The sequence below is a fragment of the Thaumasiovibrio subtropicus genome (genome assembly GCF_019703835.1).
Taxonomy (GTDB): Bacteria; Pseudomonadota; Gammaproteobacteria; order Enterobacterales; family Vibrionaceae; genus Thaumasiovibrio; species Thaumasiovibrio subtropicus.
In genome coordinates, this window is the sequence record NZ_AP023054.1 from 2,379,020 (window position 1) to 2,394,896 (window position 15,877).

The following is a 15,877-nucleotide window of genomic DNA, read 5'->3' on the forward strand; positions in this document are numbered from 1 at the left end:
GCCTCTCTTATTGCGCTACGGTGACGGGTACGCCAGCGCGCACACGAATTAAACCGTTTGTAATCACTTGCTCGCCTTGTGCAATACCAGAGGTCACAAAGACGTCTTTACCAACGCGCTCTAGCACTTCGATATCACGACGTTCAGCCTTACCATCAACAATGACGTAGGCGAACTGCACATTGAGGTCTTGCCCTGTCGCCGCTTGCGGGATCCAAACACCTTCTACGCCTTGAGAAGGGGTCATTTCTACACGCACCACTTGATTCGGTACAAAAGCCGCATCTTCATTGGTAAAGGTTGCACTCAGCGAAATCGTTCCGCTGGTTGGGTTGATTTTGTTATCAATGAACGTCAGCTCACCTTGCAGATCTGTGCCCTGCAAGCCATAACGCATTGCGCCTGCATCATGCATGCGTTTTTCAAGGAACTGCTCGTAGGCCAAGTTGAAAGTGGCATTCATTGGGTGGAGTTGCACCAGGTCAATCATTGGGCCTGCCGCTGGCGCAACCATATCGCCCACAGAAAAACGCGCTTTACCTAAACGACCCGCGTAGGGTGCGCGTACTTTGGTATATTCGAGGTCATCTGTCGCTTTATCCAACGCTGCATTGGCTGCTGCAACGCCAGCCTGAGTAACCTTTAGAGCGGCAGTTGCTTCGTCAAGGTTCGACTGTGCTGCGCCACCTGCACCTTGCAGCTCTTTGACGCGTTTAAACACGGTTTGCGCTTGCGTTAACGCCGCATCAGCTTGCTGTTTTTGTGCCGTTGCAATATTGAACGCTTGAAGATAAGGCGTTGGATCAATTTCAAACAGGACATCGCCTGCTTCGACCATTGCGCCATCTTCAAAATTTTGGCTCAACAAGTAGCCTGAGACGCGAGCGGTCAGATTGGCATGTTCTTGTGCTTCCATCTTCGCCACAACCACTTGCGTCGGTTGGTAGCTGACCACCTCTGCCAGCATTGCTTCCACAGCAGGCCCTTGTGCGAATACTGCACCACTCATTAGCGAGCCAGCCACAGCGAGGGAAAGACGTGTTTTGTTCATGTTTGATACCTATTTCGATGTGCTAGAGCTGGTGCGTAACAATCCAGCATTGAGCGCGGTGATGTCGTTGTCAGACAGCTCGCCCGCGAGGAACTTGAGTGTGAGAGCACGTTCGATGAAATCGAATCGCGCATTATTAACATTGTTTTGCGCGGCATAGACGAGACCTGTCGCTGCGAGCACTTCTGCCATAGTACGTGCGCCGACCTCGTAGCCTTTTTCGACTGCAGTCAATGCGGCTTCGGATGACGCTAAACTCTGTTCATGGGCTTTCAACGACAGCAGTGATGCTTCAACAAACCGCTCAGTGGTGTTGACCTGCTCGGCGACTTGTCGCATCGATTGATCATTAACGAGTTGTGTCATTTCAAGGCCATGCTGGGCTAGACGCACTAACGCCGTCGTGCGGCCACCAGAATACAGTGGCAGTTGAGCAGCGACGCCCACTTCGACTTCAGTAAGATTGTCCAACTTGGCACCCAAGGCACTATTTCCACCGATGTTCTTGATATCCATCAGCAATTCTTGATTAATGCCCGCTGTAAACACCACGCTTGGCATACGACCTGCCGATGCTTGCTTGATCTGCAGACGCGCTTTTTCAATGGCTTGCGCGGTCATCCGTAAATCATGGTTGTTATTGAGCGCAGCGTGCTGCCATGTATCGCCATAAATAGGCGAAGGCAAGGCTGGAGAGAATCGCGAAATATCTAATGGTTCAACGTTGGTAAAGGTTTGACCGGTTAGGGTGGTAAGGGCGTCCAAACGTTGTGCGAGAAGTGCTTTCGCATTAATGATCCCTGCCGAGGCAAGATCGAAGCGCGCTTGCGCTTCTTGAAGGTCTAGGGCGGCTGTCATACCCAGACGAACCCGCGTTTCTGTCTGAACACGAAACTCGTCGATTGCAGCAAGGTTTGCTTCTGCAACCTTCACCGTTTCGCTCGCGCGTAATACGTCGAAATAGGCTTTCGCAGAACGTAGCACTAACGCATCGCTGGCTTTTTCAATTAACAAATCGGCATGGGTAACATCTTGGTTAGCGATATCTACCGCCAATTTCACTGCGGGGCTATAAAGTAACTGTGAACCTTTCACGCCGAGTGCAACCGCATTGCCCGTTCCGCCAAAACCCGCTTCTACACCGCGATGGTCTTGGAGGTACTGGTAAGCAAAGTAACTGTTAAGCTGTGGTAGCAATGACGCGCGAGTGACATTCACGGCTTCTTCTGCCATGGATGCCCCGACTTTTGCTTGGGATAAGAGTGGGTCGTTTTGTAACGCTAATTGATACAAGTTTTCCAGATCTGTCGTTTCTGCATAAACCACAGTCGAAAACGTGCTAGCGATAAGACCGGCGACGACCGTTAATCGAGTGTTTTTCATAGATTATTATAAACCTGAGGTGACTCTCTTCGGACTAGGAAAAGCGAACCAGTCAGCTTGAAGCATTCAACAAGCTAATCATTCGTCGCAATACGATAGAGAAGGTACTCTCAGGCAATAACAGCGGCAATCGGTCGGTTTTGGACCCTTTTCTTTACCAATGATTGATTTTTTTAATGCATCGAATTGCAACCAAACAGGAAATGTAAAATTCACACAAGACATTGATCAGGCTGTTTACATCCGAGGTTGACAATCAATCCCCGTGAAAGATCGGTCAATAAGCCTTCATAACAAGACGAACATCAAACTTAACCGTGGCTGAATAACAAGAAACGGGACCTTGCTATAAAAATATCAAGAGATGAACAACCGCGCGTTGTCAGCTGATACGTCACATTCCTCATGGCAACGAGCGCAACTGAAACATTCTCAACATCTTGGCAACAAGTCACACTGCGTTCATCTCGGAATTTCCGAACTGTTCCTTCGTAAATCAATCGTCATTTTTGTGATCAAAGCACCGCTCGAAAAAGAAACGTATCGACTGGCGAAGAACTGCTCACTAACGTGCCCAGTTACAACAATTCGACGACAAACCTGATAGACTTACCCTTTTTAAGATACTGAGAATTCGCAATGTCAGCCCTCATCGATTTCTATCAACAACAGCCTCAAAATGAAGGTCTTCTTACTCCGTTCCAAGGCTTAGGCTTTGTGACCGCAATGGCAGCAGCGCCCAATATCATTGACCCTGCTGAATGGATAGCCTTTTTCTGGGGTGGCGAAGAGCAAGCGCCGTTTGAATCAGCACAAGATTTCGAAGCCTTTGCTAATGCTGTTGTAGATAGCTTCAATGAAATCAGAGACAAGCTGTTTAGTCACGAGTGGCAATGGCCCGCTGCCTGTCAGCTCGATGAAGAGAACATCGTCACATCCGAATGCCAAGCGCTGTGTGAAGGCTTATTGCAAGGCTGGCAGCTTGCACGCGATGATTGGGAAACCTTGATGCCAGAAAGTAGTGAAGACAATGCCCTGCTAGGTGGTGTGCTACTGTCACTGAGCTTATTGTTTGACCCAGAGACCGCGATTGCTGAGTTAGCCTCTCAAGGTATTCAGGGCTTAGAGCAATTTGAAGAGATCTATAATGCGATGCCGCAGATGCTGTGTGGCCTCACGTTGAAAGGCCAACAACTCCTCGCTGAGCAAGCGTAACGCCTTTATTTACCGTGATAAGTAAAAAGGGAGTCAGTGAAAACTGACTCCCTTTTTGTTTAACCAATGATCAGGTCAAATCGCGAACTAAGCGTTGCCTTTAACTTGCAACTGTAATTGCGCTGCGAAATCGAGCATTCGATTCAGTGGGATGAGGGATTTCTCTCGAAGCGCTGCATCAACGAAAATTTCATGCTCTTCTCCGCCTTCACGCAGTGCCGCTTCGATCGCAACTAAACCATTCATCGCCATCCAAGGGCAGTGAGCACAGCTTCGACAGGTTGCCCCTGCGCCTGCCGTTGGCGCTTCGATCAACTCTTTCTCAGGTACCATCTGTTGCATCTTAAAGAAGATACCCTTGTCAGTTGCCACTATCAGCTGCTTATGCGGCAGTGTCTTCGCCGCTTTAATCAATTGACTTGTTGAGCCAACTGCATCCGCCAGTTCGACAACACTCGCCGGTGACTCTGGGTGAACTAGAATTGCAGCATCTGGGTATACCGCCTTCATATTATTCAACTTTTGTGCTGAAAACTCATCATGAACAATACATTCGCCTTGCCAGAGCAGCATATCCGCCCCCGTTTTATTGGCGATGTATGAGCCTAAATGACGGTCTGGCCCCCAAATAATTGGCTTATCTTCCGCATCAAGGTGTTCGACAATTTCCAACGCAATACTCGACGTAACCACCCAGTCTGCGCGTGCTTTAACCGCTGCAGAGGTGTTGGCATAAACCACAACAGTGTGATCAGGGTGAGCATCACAGAACTCAGTAAACTTATCGGCTGGACAGCCAAGGTCAAGCGAACACTCTGCTTCCAGTGTTGGCATCAACACGGTTTTCTCAGGCGTTAGAATTTTCGCTGACTCACCCATAAAACGCACACCGCAAATAATCAATGTCTTTGCTGGGTGCTGATTACCAAACTTTGCCATCTCTAGTGAATCACCGACAAAACCACCCGTCTCTTCTGCCAGAGCTTGAATTTCTGGATCCGTGTAGTAGTGGGCAATTAACACAGCATCACGCGCTTCAAGAAGGGCCTGAATTTTGGCTTTGTAGTCTACCTTCTCGATATCACTTAGCTTCTGCGGCTTTGGTGGAAAAGGGTAAATGGTTTGGCTTGGGTCGAATTGTACGCTCATTGCATTGCTCTATCAGTATCCTGACTAATCCGGGCATTATATACCTGTGAGCACCGAGAATACAGGTTCTGAGAGTAAGGTCATTACTTAGAGGACAAGAACTCACCACGAGACACCGTGATGATAGTGAGGTTGACGCATAAAAAAACACCTTCCAAAGTAGGAAGGCGTTTATCTATCAAAGCTCATTCAGGTTTTTCTGTGCCTGAGTGGCACTTGTACTACCGGGATAACTGTCTATCACAGATTGATAGAATTTCTTCGCTTCGGCAGTATTCTTTGCTCGTTGAGCAAGAATGCCCAGTTTAAATAGTGCGTCAGCACGCTTATTGGAGTCTTTGAAGGTTTCAACGGCCAAGAAATGCGTCTTCGCATCAGCACTGTTACCTTGTACAAAGTGCAATTGACCTAACCAATAGTGTGCATTTGCTTCATAAGCGGAATTGGGATACGTCGCTAAAAAGGCGTCGAGCGCTTTAATGCCACCCGCATAATCTTTTTCCTGCATGATCAAAGCAACGGCAGCATCATAAGCGTCGTTTTCGTTCACATCCGAAGAATAAGCGACGTCAGTATCTTCCGGCTCCGGCTCAACGGGAGCGGTAACAACTGGTTGTGTATTTCGCAGGGAATCCACCTCACGATATAAATCGCGCTGTCGATTAGTAACTTGGTTCAGCTCATAGCTGTTTTGTTCAACCATGCCACGCAATTCATCAATTTCAGAGGCAAGTTGAGTTAATTGCTGTTGCATTTGGATTTGAACATGATTACGGGCGTTAATCAGCTGTTCAAGTCGCGCCAAATCGGTTTCACCCGATGTGAGATCCGTAACAGGCGCAGGGGCTGCCGAAGCAGCCCCACTCAGCAACATCAACACGGCAAAGCGTGTTACGTTACTTTTCATATCAATCTACCTATTAGTAAACCAATACTGCACGACGGTTCTTCGCGTAAGACGCTTCAGATTGACCGTACGCGACTGGTTTCTCTTCACCGTAGCTAACGATAGAAAGTTGTGAAGAGCTTACGCCCAGAGCTTGTAGGTAGTTAGCTACTGCATTCGCACGACGCTCGCCTAGTGCGATGTTGTACTCAGGTGTACCACGCTCATCCGCATGACCTTCGATAAGTACTTTTACGCTACGGTTAGTGCGTAGGTAAGCTGCGTGAGCTTCTAGCATTAGCGCGTAGTCAGACTGGATGTCATACTGGTCGAAACCGAAGTGTACAGTCTGTAGCTTAAGTAGCGCTTGTTGCGCTAGTTGCTCTTCAGACATGCCATCTTTTACGTTTTCAATTGGCTGTGACACAACCGGTGAAGTTGATTGATTGTCAGACTGACCACTATTGGTCGCGCTATCTGTAGAACTACACGCTGTCATTGCCAAAACAGGTAGTGCAATCGCCAGCCCCTTCAGAACTTTGTTCAGTTGCATTTTAGTTTCCCTTTTTTTTAAACATTTGCGTTATCGCAAAAACTATAAGAATGGTGACCAAGCTGGCGCTCTAACTCTGCCGTTTGTTGCTGGTAACCGAGCCTTAAAACGTCCATCAATCGAAACCAACGACAATACGTTCTTTCGACCATACATTGAACTGTAGATAACCATACCGCCATTTGGCGCAATACTTGGTGATTCGTCCAACAGCGTTTCTGTTAAGACCTGAACCGCACCATTAGACAGGTCTTGTTTTGCGATGTTATAGCCTGTCGCAGAACGATTCACCATCACGAGGAAACGACCATCAGGGGTGATTTGCGCACCCATGTTCTGCGATCCTTGCCAGGTGACACGCTGAGTTTCACCAGTAGTTAAATTTACTTGATAAATCTGTGGTTTACCACCCCGATCTGAGGTAAACATCAAAGAGTTGCCATCAGGATGCCAAACTGCCTCGGTATTATTCGATCTACCTCGCGTTACTTGTGTAAGCGCTTTGGTCTCTAAATCCAAGGTGTAGACGTGTAAACTGCCCGTTTTTGACAGCACTAGTGCCAGTTTTTTGCCATCAGGCGAGAACTGTGGCGCACCATTATGACGAGGAAATGACGTTATTTTTTCAATCTCACCCGTGTAGATGTTCATAATGAAGATTTGCGCTTGACGGTTTTCAAAACTCACATAAGCCAACTTACTGCCATCAGGCGACCACGCAGGTGACATCAACGGCTCTGAAGACTTAAGAACCAATCGTTCATTATAGCCATCATAATCCGCGACGCGCAGTTGGTAAGGGTGCTTATTGCTATCATCAACCACAACATAGGCGATTCGCGTCAAGAATGCGCCGCGTTCTCCCGTCAAGGCTTCATAAACAACATCAGCAATACGGTGCGCTTGAGCGCGTAACTGCGACTCTTTCACCGTGGCACGCGCATTCACCAAAATGTGGTCATGAGATTCAACAAGCTGGCCATCGACTAACGCGTGACCATCACCGCCAGTTAACTGGCCTCGAACCATATCAACGAGCTGATAGTTAATGACGTAGTTACCATCCTGTTTGGTGACTGTACCCGTTAACAATGCATCAACCCCCAAAGAAGCCCATGCCCCATAGTCAACTTCATCAGGTGAATACGGCGTTTGCGGCATTTTACTGACTTCAACAGGATTAAACTTTCCGCTACGGCGCAGATCTGAAGCCACCACGGCCGAAACATCTTGAGGAAGTTGCCCTGCGCCTTCCCACTTGAAAGGTACAATCGCGATTGGGCGCGCTGAATCTATGCCCCCGGTAATTACCAATTGCAGTTCTGCTCTTGCTAACTGACTAAACATCAGTAGCAAAGTCGCAAATGCAACAAGTCCTTTTCTAAACATTCTTCCTACCTTAATCGGGTTGAATCACTAAATTTATGTCTCTTAACTCTCGCGCAATCGCCTCATCTTCTGGCATTGGGAAAGTTGATACTTTATTGACGGCAGTCGTCGCAGCGCGACATACAGCACGATCACCGCCTCGCTCTTCAATTGAGAAAACCAGGCCGTTAGACGAGAGTCTTAATCCAAGTCGGCACTCCTTGCCTGAAAAGCTACTATCAGTTAATAGCTCTCGCTCGATCATCTGTTTAAACATATTGCCGTAACGAGAGATCTCATCCTGCACATGACGACCTCGCGCATCTGAACGCTGAGAGGTTTCCGCTTCTAAGCCTTGAAAGAGATCATCGAGGGCGGCCTCCTGCTCCCGCCGACGTTGCTCTGCTTCTCTTGCTTTGCGTTCTGACTCTTTACGTGCCGCTTCGGCTTTACGTCTGCGCTCTTCCTCTGCTTTACGTTCCGCTTCTGCTTTGGCCGCCTCTTCTGCCGCTTTTGCCGCTTCGGCTTCCGCTTTGGCTGCAGCCGCCTCAGCTTGACGCTTTTGTTCTTCTTGCGCTTTACGTTCTTGCTCAGCCTGTTTAGCCGCTTCTTCAGCTTGGCGCTTGGCAAGTTCTTCAATCTTACGCTGTTCTTCAGCTTTCAAACGCGCCGCTTCTTGTCGCTCCGCTTCCGCTTTCGCCTCAGCCGCTTTTTCTGCTGCAATACGCGCTTCTTCTTCGGCTTGACGACGCTCATCCGCAGCGATTCGCTGTTGCTCTTCTATCTTTAATCTTTCCTGCTCGGCTTCACGAGCTTCTTGCTCTGCTTTAAGCTTATCCGCTTGAAGTTGACGCAATCGCTCTTCTTCCGCTTTGCGTTCCTGCTCAACCGCTTCTGCTTGTTGCTCAAGTCGTCTTAAACGGTCTTGTTCTGCCTTTTCAGCCGCGGCTTGTTGCTCTCGCAATTGCTTTACTTGCTGCGAAACCAATGCGGGATCAATCACAACCGCTTCAATTGAGTTGCCTACAGGAACAATCGGCTTATTCGAAGCCACTGTTGCTCCCCAAGCCAACAGGCCGACGATCACTGCATGCGCAGTGAGAGAGACAGCAAACGCTACACCATTTCCTTGTTTCTTACTCATTGGTGATTAATCTGCCTCTACTACCCGTCTCGCGCCTGAGTCATAAGCCCAACCTTACCGACCCCAGCCTGATTCAAAATATCCAACGTCTCTATAATGTAAAAATACGGCGCTTGAGACGCACCGCCAACCAAGACCGTTGCATTAGGGTTGATGCTGAGCTCTGCTTTCACCCTGACCAAAATATCGTTTAGCTCCAACTGGATAAGATCTCCATTATCCACACTTAAACGATGATTGCCGTCGCTGTCGACTTCAACAATGATAAATGTGCTGTTGTTCTCATCCTGAGCTAACTCTGCAGCGGTTTTGGCGTCAGCGGTCGCGGGTAAATCGACATCGACCCCTTGGGTCACAAACGGTGCTGTCACCATAAATATAACCAGCAAAGCAAAAGAGACGTCGATGTAAGGAACAACGTTTATCTCAGAATTGACTTTACGCCGCTTACGTTGATATGCCATCGAGTTAACCCTCTTTAGCAGCGAATACCTGACGGTGCAGAATGCTCGAGAACTCGTCCATGAATGTCACGTAGTTATGTTCTAGCTTTTCTACTTTATTGGTCAAGCGGTTGAAGAAGGTCACCGCAGGAATCGCAGCGATAAGGCCCATTGCCGTCGCGATCAGAGATTCAGCGATACCTGGCGCGACCATCGCAAGTGTTGCTTGCTTCACGGCACCAAGGGCGATAAAGGCATTCATGATGCCCCAGACAGTACCAAAGAGACCGATATAGGGTGAGACAGAACCCACTGTTGCCAAAAAGGGTAAGTTAGACTCAAGCTCATCTATCTCTTTCGACAGTGAAACGCGCATGGCACGGGTCGCCCCTTCCATCACCGCAGCTGGCTGCTTTTCGTTGTTACGATGTAGACGAGCAAACTCTTTAAATCCGTTGTAAAAGATCTTCTCTGTCCCCGTAAGATCGTCTTTTCTCGCTTGGACTTCATGATAGAGCTGTGAAAGGTCAACACCTGACCAAAAACGATCCTCAAAGCGAGCTGCTCGACGCTTCGCTTCGGAAAGCACTTGAGTGCGGCGTATGATAATAGTCCAGCTCATGATCGACATTAACAACAAGCCAACCAAAATCACCTGAACCAAAGGGCCAGATTGTAAAAACAGGTCAAGAATAGATAAATCCGCGGCCACAATAGATCTCCGTTAAAACGTACTTAAACGTAATCATGCCTCTGTTCACTTGGCTGCAAGGCTACCCTAACTCACCTAAAGCACAACGGGGCAATTTCTTAATTGACTAAAGCCTGACAAAGCTAATGCGAACTCGGCCAAGTTGCACACCTCTGCAGACAAAACTGGCTACCTACCAAAGCGTCCATCGAACCCAAGACCTCAATACATGCCAAGAAATTCGAACTACAATGACACTTTTGTAATTAATTAGTTCCTCATTGAACAGGAAAAACGCACAACAACACGACTGACTGCTCAACCACTATCCAAGTAATCAGACTCAGTGATGATAAGCAATGTGTTTGCTTCATTGACGCGCCCGTCCAAAACTATACCCAACGCGATATGAACTTCAATCCTGTTGCATCAAGTTAGCGCTTTTTTTGCCTGTCATCGCAATAAAAAGCCAAATACTTGCTTATTGACTGCCCAGAGAGCATGTAAATTTCTGTGGTTTTAGCAACCACTTGATTTCGGATACAAAAAAAGCCTGCTGTTAACATAGCAGGCTTATTTGAAATTCAGGTGTACATTGATCAAAAAAGATAGAGTCCCCAGAAACCAACTAACAACACCATGCAGATGTAGGGCGTAAAGAGTAACTGCCAGTACCAACGATAGGGATTAAATCCAACCCCATAAACCATGGCACTGCACATCGACCATATCAGCAACGGCCCTTTTACAATGTTAAAGCCACCTATCGCCTCTGCGAAAACGGTTGGCTCCCACATCACTACACCGACCAAAGCCAACCCCATCAGCAATACCACGGCGCGCAACGCGCCGTGATTGAGAGGCTGATGCCATCGAGTTAGACGTTGATCAAGCGTCATCTTTATCCATATCTTCTGTTGTTTCTAACCACAGGGCGTTGATGATGCCGAATGAGCAGGCCAACAGTACGCCAAGAATCCAAGCAAAATACCACATCGTTATACTCCTTAGTAAAGTGACGTCTTGTTCTCTTCGATAAATTTATTATCGAGACGACCGAACATTTTGTAGTAAGTCCAAATGGTGTAGCTCAAGATGATTGGCACCATCACGAAGGCAATACCCGTCATGATATTCAACGTAAGCTCACTACTTGTCGCGTCCCAAACCGTCAAACTATGACTTGGCATTTCGCTTGATGGCATGATGAATGGGAACAGTGCAAAGCCTGCGGTCAAAATAATACCCGCCATTGACAGGCTAGAAGTCAAAAACGCAAACCCTGGGCGACGCATCTTAGAAAAGGCCGCCGTGAGCAATGGCATCACTGCCCCTAACAACGGCGCAGCCCAAAGCACTGGGTAGGCGGTGAAGTTAGCAAACAGAGCACCAGCTTCACGTACAACTTCTTTATTGAGTGGATTCGACACACCGTTAGTATCAATTTCACCAACGATCGCAAAGCCTTCAATATATTGAGCCCATACACCACCGATAATAAAGAGCACTGCAGTCGCAATCGCGGTGATTGGCGCAATCGCGTGTGCACGGTCACGTAGTTCATCCGTCGTCTTCATTTGCAAATAGGTCGCACCTTGCGTCGCTATCATCAGAATACTGACAACACCACATAGCAATGCAAATGGGTTAAGGAGGCCAAAGAACGAACCCGTGTAAGTCGGAATCAACAAATCACTCAGCACAAAAGGCACACCTTGTAACAGGTTACCAAATGCAACGCCGAAGATAACTGGTGGTACAAAACTGCCGACAAAGATGCCCCAGTCCCAGAAGTTTCTCCAACGAGGATCTTCTAGCTTCGAGCGGTAATCAAAACCGATCGGACGGAAGAAAAGCGCTGCTAACGTAATGATCATCGCGAAGTAAAAGCCAGAGAAGGCTGTCGCGTAGACTAACGGCCAAGCTGCGAACATCGCACCACCCGCGGTAATTAACCAAACTTGGTTACCGTCCCAGTGAGGGGCAATTGAGTTAATCATTACACGGCGTTCGGTGTCTGTTTTACCCATCACAGGCATAAGGGCACCAACACCCATATCAAACCCGTCTGCTACCGCGAAACCGATACACAGCACTCCGATGAGTACCCACCAAATTAATCGTAGAATTTCGTAATCAAACATGGCTTAACTCTCCTTGCTTAAGCTTCTACTTGACGAGCAATCGCATTTTCGGCGTTGTTCGCTTGTTCGAAATGATAACGGCCAGTTTTCAGGCTGCTTGGACCTAGACGCGCAAACTTCAGCATCAAGTAAACTTCAGCAATCAAGAACACAGTGTATAGACCACAGATCGCGAGCATGGACGTCCACACTTCACCGACAGACAGTTGAGAAACCGCCATCGAAACAGGCAGTACTTCACCGACTGCCCAAGGCTGACGGCCATATTCCGCAACAAACCAGCCCGCTTCGATTGCAATCCAAGGAAGAGGTAGGCTGTATAGACACGCTTTCAGTACCCACTTCTTCTCAGTAATTTTGTGGCGACAGGTTTGAATGAAGGCCGCACCAATAACAAACAGCATGATCATGCCGCAACCAACCATGATTCGGAAGCTCCAGAACAATGGCCAAACCGTTGGAATAGAGTCATCTGCCGCTTGGGCAATCTGCTCATCTGTTGCATCCACAACATTGTCTGTGTATGGCTTAAGCAGGAAGCCGTAACCGAGATCACCTTTCACTTCATCAAAGGCTGCTTTCACTTCGGGTGTTTTCTCACCTGAACGCAGTTTTTCTAGCAGTTCGTAAGCGATCATACCGTTACGAATGCGATCTTCGTGCTCTGCTTTTAGCTCACGCAAGCCCGTCACTTCTTTGTCGAAGGAACGTGTCGCAATAATACCCATGACATAAGGGATCTTGATGGCAAAGTCGGTTTCCATGCGATCTTGATTTGGTAGACCAACCACTGTAAATGCCGCAGGTGCAGGCTCTGTGTGCCACTCCGCCTCAATGGCTGCAAGCTTCACTTTTTGAACGTCACCTAGTTCATAGCCAGACTCATCACCTAGGACGATGGTCGACAAAATCGCGGCGATACCAAACGAAGAAGCGATTGCGAACGAGCGACGCGCGAACGGAATGTCACGGCCTTTAAGTAAGTAGTAAGAACTGATTGCCAGCACAAATACAGCACCACATGTATAACCTGATGCCACGGTGTGAACGAATTTCACCTGTGCCACTGGGTTAAGGACCACTTCAGAGAAACTCACCATCTCCATACGCATGGTTTCGAAGTTGAACTCCGCACCAACAGGGTTTTGCATCCAGCCATTGGCGACCAGAATCCAAAGTGCAGAGAAGTTCGACCCTAATGCCACCAGCCAAGTCACCACAAGGTGCTGGCGCTTTGACAAGCGATCCCAACCGAAGAAGAACAAGCCGACAAAAGTGGATTCAAGGAAGAATGCGACCAATGCTTCGATGGCTAGCGGTGCACCAAAGATGTCACCTACGTAGTGTGAATAGTAAGACCAGTTAGTACCAAACTGAAACTCCATGGTAAGGCCTGTCGCCACACCAAGAGCAAAGTTAATACCAAACAACTTACCCCAGAACTTCGTCATGTCTTTATAGACTTGCTTGCCCGTCATGACGTAAACCGACTCCATGATGGCTAGCAAGAAAGCCATACCCAGCGTCAGTGGTACAAATAAAAAGTGATACATTGCAGTTAACGCAAACTGCAATCTCGATAGTTCAACTATATCGAACATGATGAAACTCCTTTTTTCGCCAGGCTGAATGGCGAACAGTACAACAGCGTACCGATGGTTGGCTTAGCCAATCTTGTAGACATCAAATTTACCTAAATCTACCTTCCTGGTATTGCCAATTACGGCGCTCCCAATATGTGTTGCGACTATGTACAAAGTTGTTAGCAATTTGTTAAGCTATAGCTAATATAGACAACGCTAATATTACTGTTTTTAAGGAAGGCTTCAAAGAGCCATGTCGCACTTTTTACATTGATAAATATCAATTTAGGACTTGCAAAATCGCAAAAGATAAATTCCACATGATCCAGATCAATTGACGCTCATTTTCACGTCAATAGTGGCATTAATTTCGCGTTTTGAACTTATTGTGAACTTGCAACTAAAAGTGGCAATTTTGAAGGGATTTGTAGACATCAGGCAATGAATCCATTGCCTGTTAACAAGTATTTAGCATTTATTCATGCGTGTTATCATTTCGGAAAATCGAGACCAAAATGCAAATAAGCACGCTGCGTTACCACTCTACCACGTGGAGTACGTTGTAGATAACCTTGTTGAATGAGATAAGGCTCTAACACATCTTCGATAGTCTCTTTCTCTTCACCTATCGCTGCCGCTAGGTTATCAAGACCAACCGGCCCCCCCATAAACTTATCGATAATTGCCATCAATAATTTGCGATCCATGTAGTCAAAACCACTGCTATCGACATCCAACATATCTAAAGCGGCCGCCGCGACTTCTGCATCAATATGACCGTTACCTTTGACCTCGGCATAATCACGTACCCGCCGTAACAAGCGGTTGGCAATACGCGGTGTGCCACGCGCACGCCGCGCCACCTCCATAGCACCGGCCTCTTCCATTGAAAGACCCAAGCAGTTGGCACTGCGTTGCACAATAAATTGCAAATCTTCGAGCTTGTAATACTCAAGACGCTGCGTAATACCAAAACGGTCACGCAGTGGCGATGTCAACGAGCCTGCGCGGGTCGTTGCGCCAACGAGTGTAAATGGCGGTAAATCGATTTTGATTGAACGGGCTGCTGGCCCTTCACCGATCATGATATCAAGTTGGTAATCTTCCATAGCTGGATAGAGTACCTCTTCAACCACAGGACTTAGACGGTGTATTTCATCGATAAAGAGTACATCGTGAGGCTCTAGGTTCGTCAGCAATGCCGCGAGATCACCTGCTTTTTCCAAAACCGGGCCAGATGTGGTGCGAATGCTCACATCCATTTCATTGGCGACAATGTTCGCCAAAGTCGTTTTCCCTAAGCCCGGAGGTCCAAAGATCAACAGGTGATCCAACGCCTCTTCACGTTTCTGGGCTGCGCGAATAAAAATCTCCATTTGATCACGGACGTGATCCTGGCCGCGGTAATCTTCGAGTTTCTTCGGTCGTATGGCGCGGTCGATGACTTCATCATCACGACTCTGCACTTCCTGACTAATAATTCGATCAGCTTCAATCATCGCAAGCCCTTACACCATACTGCGCAGCGCTTCGCGAATCATCGCTTCACTACTCATTTCTGGCTGCGCAACTTGTGATACCACTTTGGCGGCTTGCGGCGCTTTATATCCTAATGCGACCAAAGCACTGACGGCTTCATCCTCGGCATTCGCTTGCTTAGCCACCGGCAGATGATTAGACGCTGCGGCTGCATCTGGTGCGGTAAACAAATCACCTTCACCCCAGCCTTTGAGACGATCTTTCATCTCAACAATTAAGCGTTCAGCCGTCTTTTTGCCGACACCGGGGATTTTTACTAATGTGGTCAGGTCATCATGCTCGACACAATAGACAAACTGGCTAGCCGTCATAGCCGACAGTATTGCTAAACCAAGTTTAGGACCAACGCCATTCGCCTTGATAACTTCGCGAAAGAGTGCACGCTCACTTTTAGTATTAAAGCCATAAAGTAGCTGCGCATCTTCTCGCACAACAAAGTGAGTATAGATAATCGCTTCCTGCCCCACTTCTGGGAGTTCATAGAAGCAACTCATTGGCATCTGTACTTCGTAACCAATACCACCGACTTCAATAACGACTTCTGGTGGCATCTTTTCCACCAAATTTCCGCGTAAACGTCCAATCACGACTGCTTTAACTCTCTTAGTAAATTTGCCATAGAATAGTAAAGAGCTGGATGGATATCCAGCCCTATTCACCTTTACCCGCTCAATTCTGCGGCTAAGGTTACCTTTCTCAGCGCGTCACCTCACAAGTCTGACGATGTG

Annotated in this window: 16 protein-coding genes; 1 reads left to right on the forward strand and 15 read right to left on the reverse strand. The window is 47.7% G+C overall.

Translation table 11 applies throughout. The features are described 5' to 3' along the window. Window positions 1-7: 7 nt before the first annotated feature. Both TSUB_RS10480 and TSUB_RS10485 read right to left on the reverse strand, forming a co-directional pair. Entirely contained in the window at window positions 8-1,051 is a 1,044-nt protein-coding gene (locus tag TSUB_RS10480; RefSeq protein WP_087026146.1) for an efflux RND transporter periplasmic adaptor subunit, read from the reverse strand. A gap of 9 nt (window positions 1,052-1,060) precedes the next feature. Then, window positions 1,061-2,434: a TolC family outer membrane protein gene (locus TSUB_RS10485; RefSeq protein WP_087026143.1), complete on the reverse strand. Its 1,374-nt coding sequence runs from the start codon at window positions 2,432-2,434 to the stop codon at window positions 1,061-1,063. A 639-nt stretch (window positions 2,435-3,073) separates the two neighbouring features. Between TSUB_RS10485 and TSUB_RS10490 the strand changes: the two genes are divergently transcribed. Continuing rightward, window positions 3,074-3,649 carry a UPF0149 family protein gene (locus TSUB_RS10490; protein WP_087026140.1) on the forward strand — a complete coding sequence of 192 codons (576 nt, stop codon included), beginning with the start codon at window positions 3,074-3,076 and terminating at the stop codon, window positions 3,647-3,649. Window positions 3,650-3,736: 87 nt separating this feature from the next. On the opposite strand, the gene nadA is transcribed toward TSUB_RS10490, so the two are convergent. The 13 genes from nadA to ruvA form a co-directional block, all read right to left on the reverse strand. Next, a complete protein-coding gene (nadA, locus tag TSUB_RS10495) occupies window positions 3,737-4,798 on the reverse strand; it encodes a quinolinate synthase NadA (RefSeq protein ID WP_087026137.1) in 1,062 nt (353 codons plus the stop codon). Window positions 4,799-4,976: 178 nt separating this feature from the next. Beyond that, window positions 4,977-5,705, reverse strand: a complete 729-nt coding sequence (gene ybgF, locus TSUB_RS10500; protein WP_087026134.1) for a tol-pal system protein YbgF — start codon at window positions 5,703-5,705, stop codon at window positions 4,977-4,979. Window positions 5,706-5,718: 13 nt separating this feature from the next. Next, complete coding sequence (gene pal / locus TSUB_RS10505; protein ID WP_087026131.1) at window positions 5,719-6,237, reverse strand: peptidoglycan-associated lipoprotein Pal; 519 nt, start codon at window positions 6,235-6,237, stop codon at window positions 5,719-5,721. A 42-nt stretch (window positions 6,238-6,279) separates the two neighbouring features. Beyond that, a complete protein-coding gene (tolB, locus tag TSUB_RS10510) occupies window positions 6,280-7,626 on the reverse strand; it encodes a Tol-Pal system beta propeller repeat protein TolB (protein ID WP_087026128.1) in 1,347 nt (448 codons plus the stop codon). Window positions 7,627-7,636: 10 nt separating this feature from the next. Beyond that, window positions 7,637-8,749 (reverse strand): cell envelope integrity protein TolA, encoded by a 1,113-nt coding sequence (tolA, locus tag TSUB_RS10515; RefSeq protein ID WP_087026125.1) that lies wholly within the window; start codon window positions 8,747-8,749, stop codon window positions 7,637-7,639. A gap of 20 nt (window positions 8,750-8,769) precedes the next feature. Beyond that, window positions 8,770-9,213 carry a biopolymer transporter ExbD gene (locus TSUB_RS10520; RefSeq protein ID WP_087026122.1) on the reverse strand — a complete coding sequence of 148 codons (444 nt, stop codon included), beginning with the start codon at window positions 9,211-9,213 and terminating at the stop codon, window positions 8,770-8,772. Window positions 9,214-9,217: 4 nt separating this feature from the next. Continuing rightward, on the reverse strand, window positions 9,218-9,904 hold the full coding sequence (gene tolQ / locus TSUB_RS10525) for a protein TolQ (protein ID WP_087026119.1): 687 nt from the start codon (window positions 9,902-9,904) through the stop codon (window positions 9,218-9,220). 578 nt (window positions 9,905-10,482) lie between these two features. After that, window positions 10,483-10,782 carry a cyd operon protein YbgE gene (gene ybgE / locus TSUB_RS10530; RefSeq protein ID WP_087026116.1) on the reverse strand — a complete coding sequence of 100 codons (300 nt, stop codon included), beginning with the start codon at window positions 10,780-10,782 and terminating at the stop codon, window positions 10,483-10,485. Further along, window positions 10,772-10,879 carry a cytochrome bd-I oxidase subunit CydX gene (gene cydX, locus TSUB_RS10535; RefSeq protein ID WP_087026113.1) on the reverse strand — a complete coding sequence of 36 codons (108 nt, stop codon included), beginning with the start codon at window positions 10,877-10,879 and terminating at the stop codon, window positions 10,772-10,774. The genes ybgE and cydX overlap by 11 nt, the downstream gene beginning before the upstream one ends. A gap of 11 nt (window positions 10,880-10,890) precedes the next feature. Beyond that, complete coding sequence (gene cydB / locus TSUB_RS10540; protein ID WP_087026111.1) at window positions 10,891-12,027, reverse strand: cytochrome d ubiquinol oxidase subunit II; 1,137 nt, start codon at window positions 12,025-12,027, stop codon at window positions 10,891-10,893. A 17-nt stretch (window positions 12,028-12,044) separates the two neighbouring features. Further along, window positions 12,045-13,628, reverse strand: coding sequence for a cytochrome ubiquinol oxidase subunit I (gene cydA, locus TSUB_RS10545; RefSeq protein ID WP_087026108.1), 1,584 nt, complete (start codon window positions 13,626-13,628; stop codon window positions 12,045-12,047). 473 nt (window positions 13,629-14,101) lie between these two features. Beyond that, window positions 14,102-15,109: a Holliday junction branch migration DNA helicase RuvB gene (gene ruvB / locus TSUB_RS10550; protein WP_087026105.1), complete on the reverse strand. Its 1,008-nt coding sequence runs from the start codon at window positions 15,107-15,109 to the stop codon at window positions 14,102-14,104. Window positions 15,110-15,118: 9 nt separating this feature from the next. Next, window positions 15,119-15,736, reverse strand: a complete 618-nt coding sequence (gene ruvA / locus TSUB_RS10555; RefSeq protein ID WP_087026101.1) for a Holliday junction branch migration protein RuvA — start codon at window positions 15,734-15,736, stop codon at window positions 15,119-15,121. Window positions 15,737-15,877: the final 141 nt, after the last annotated feature.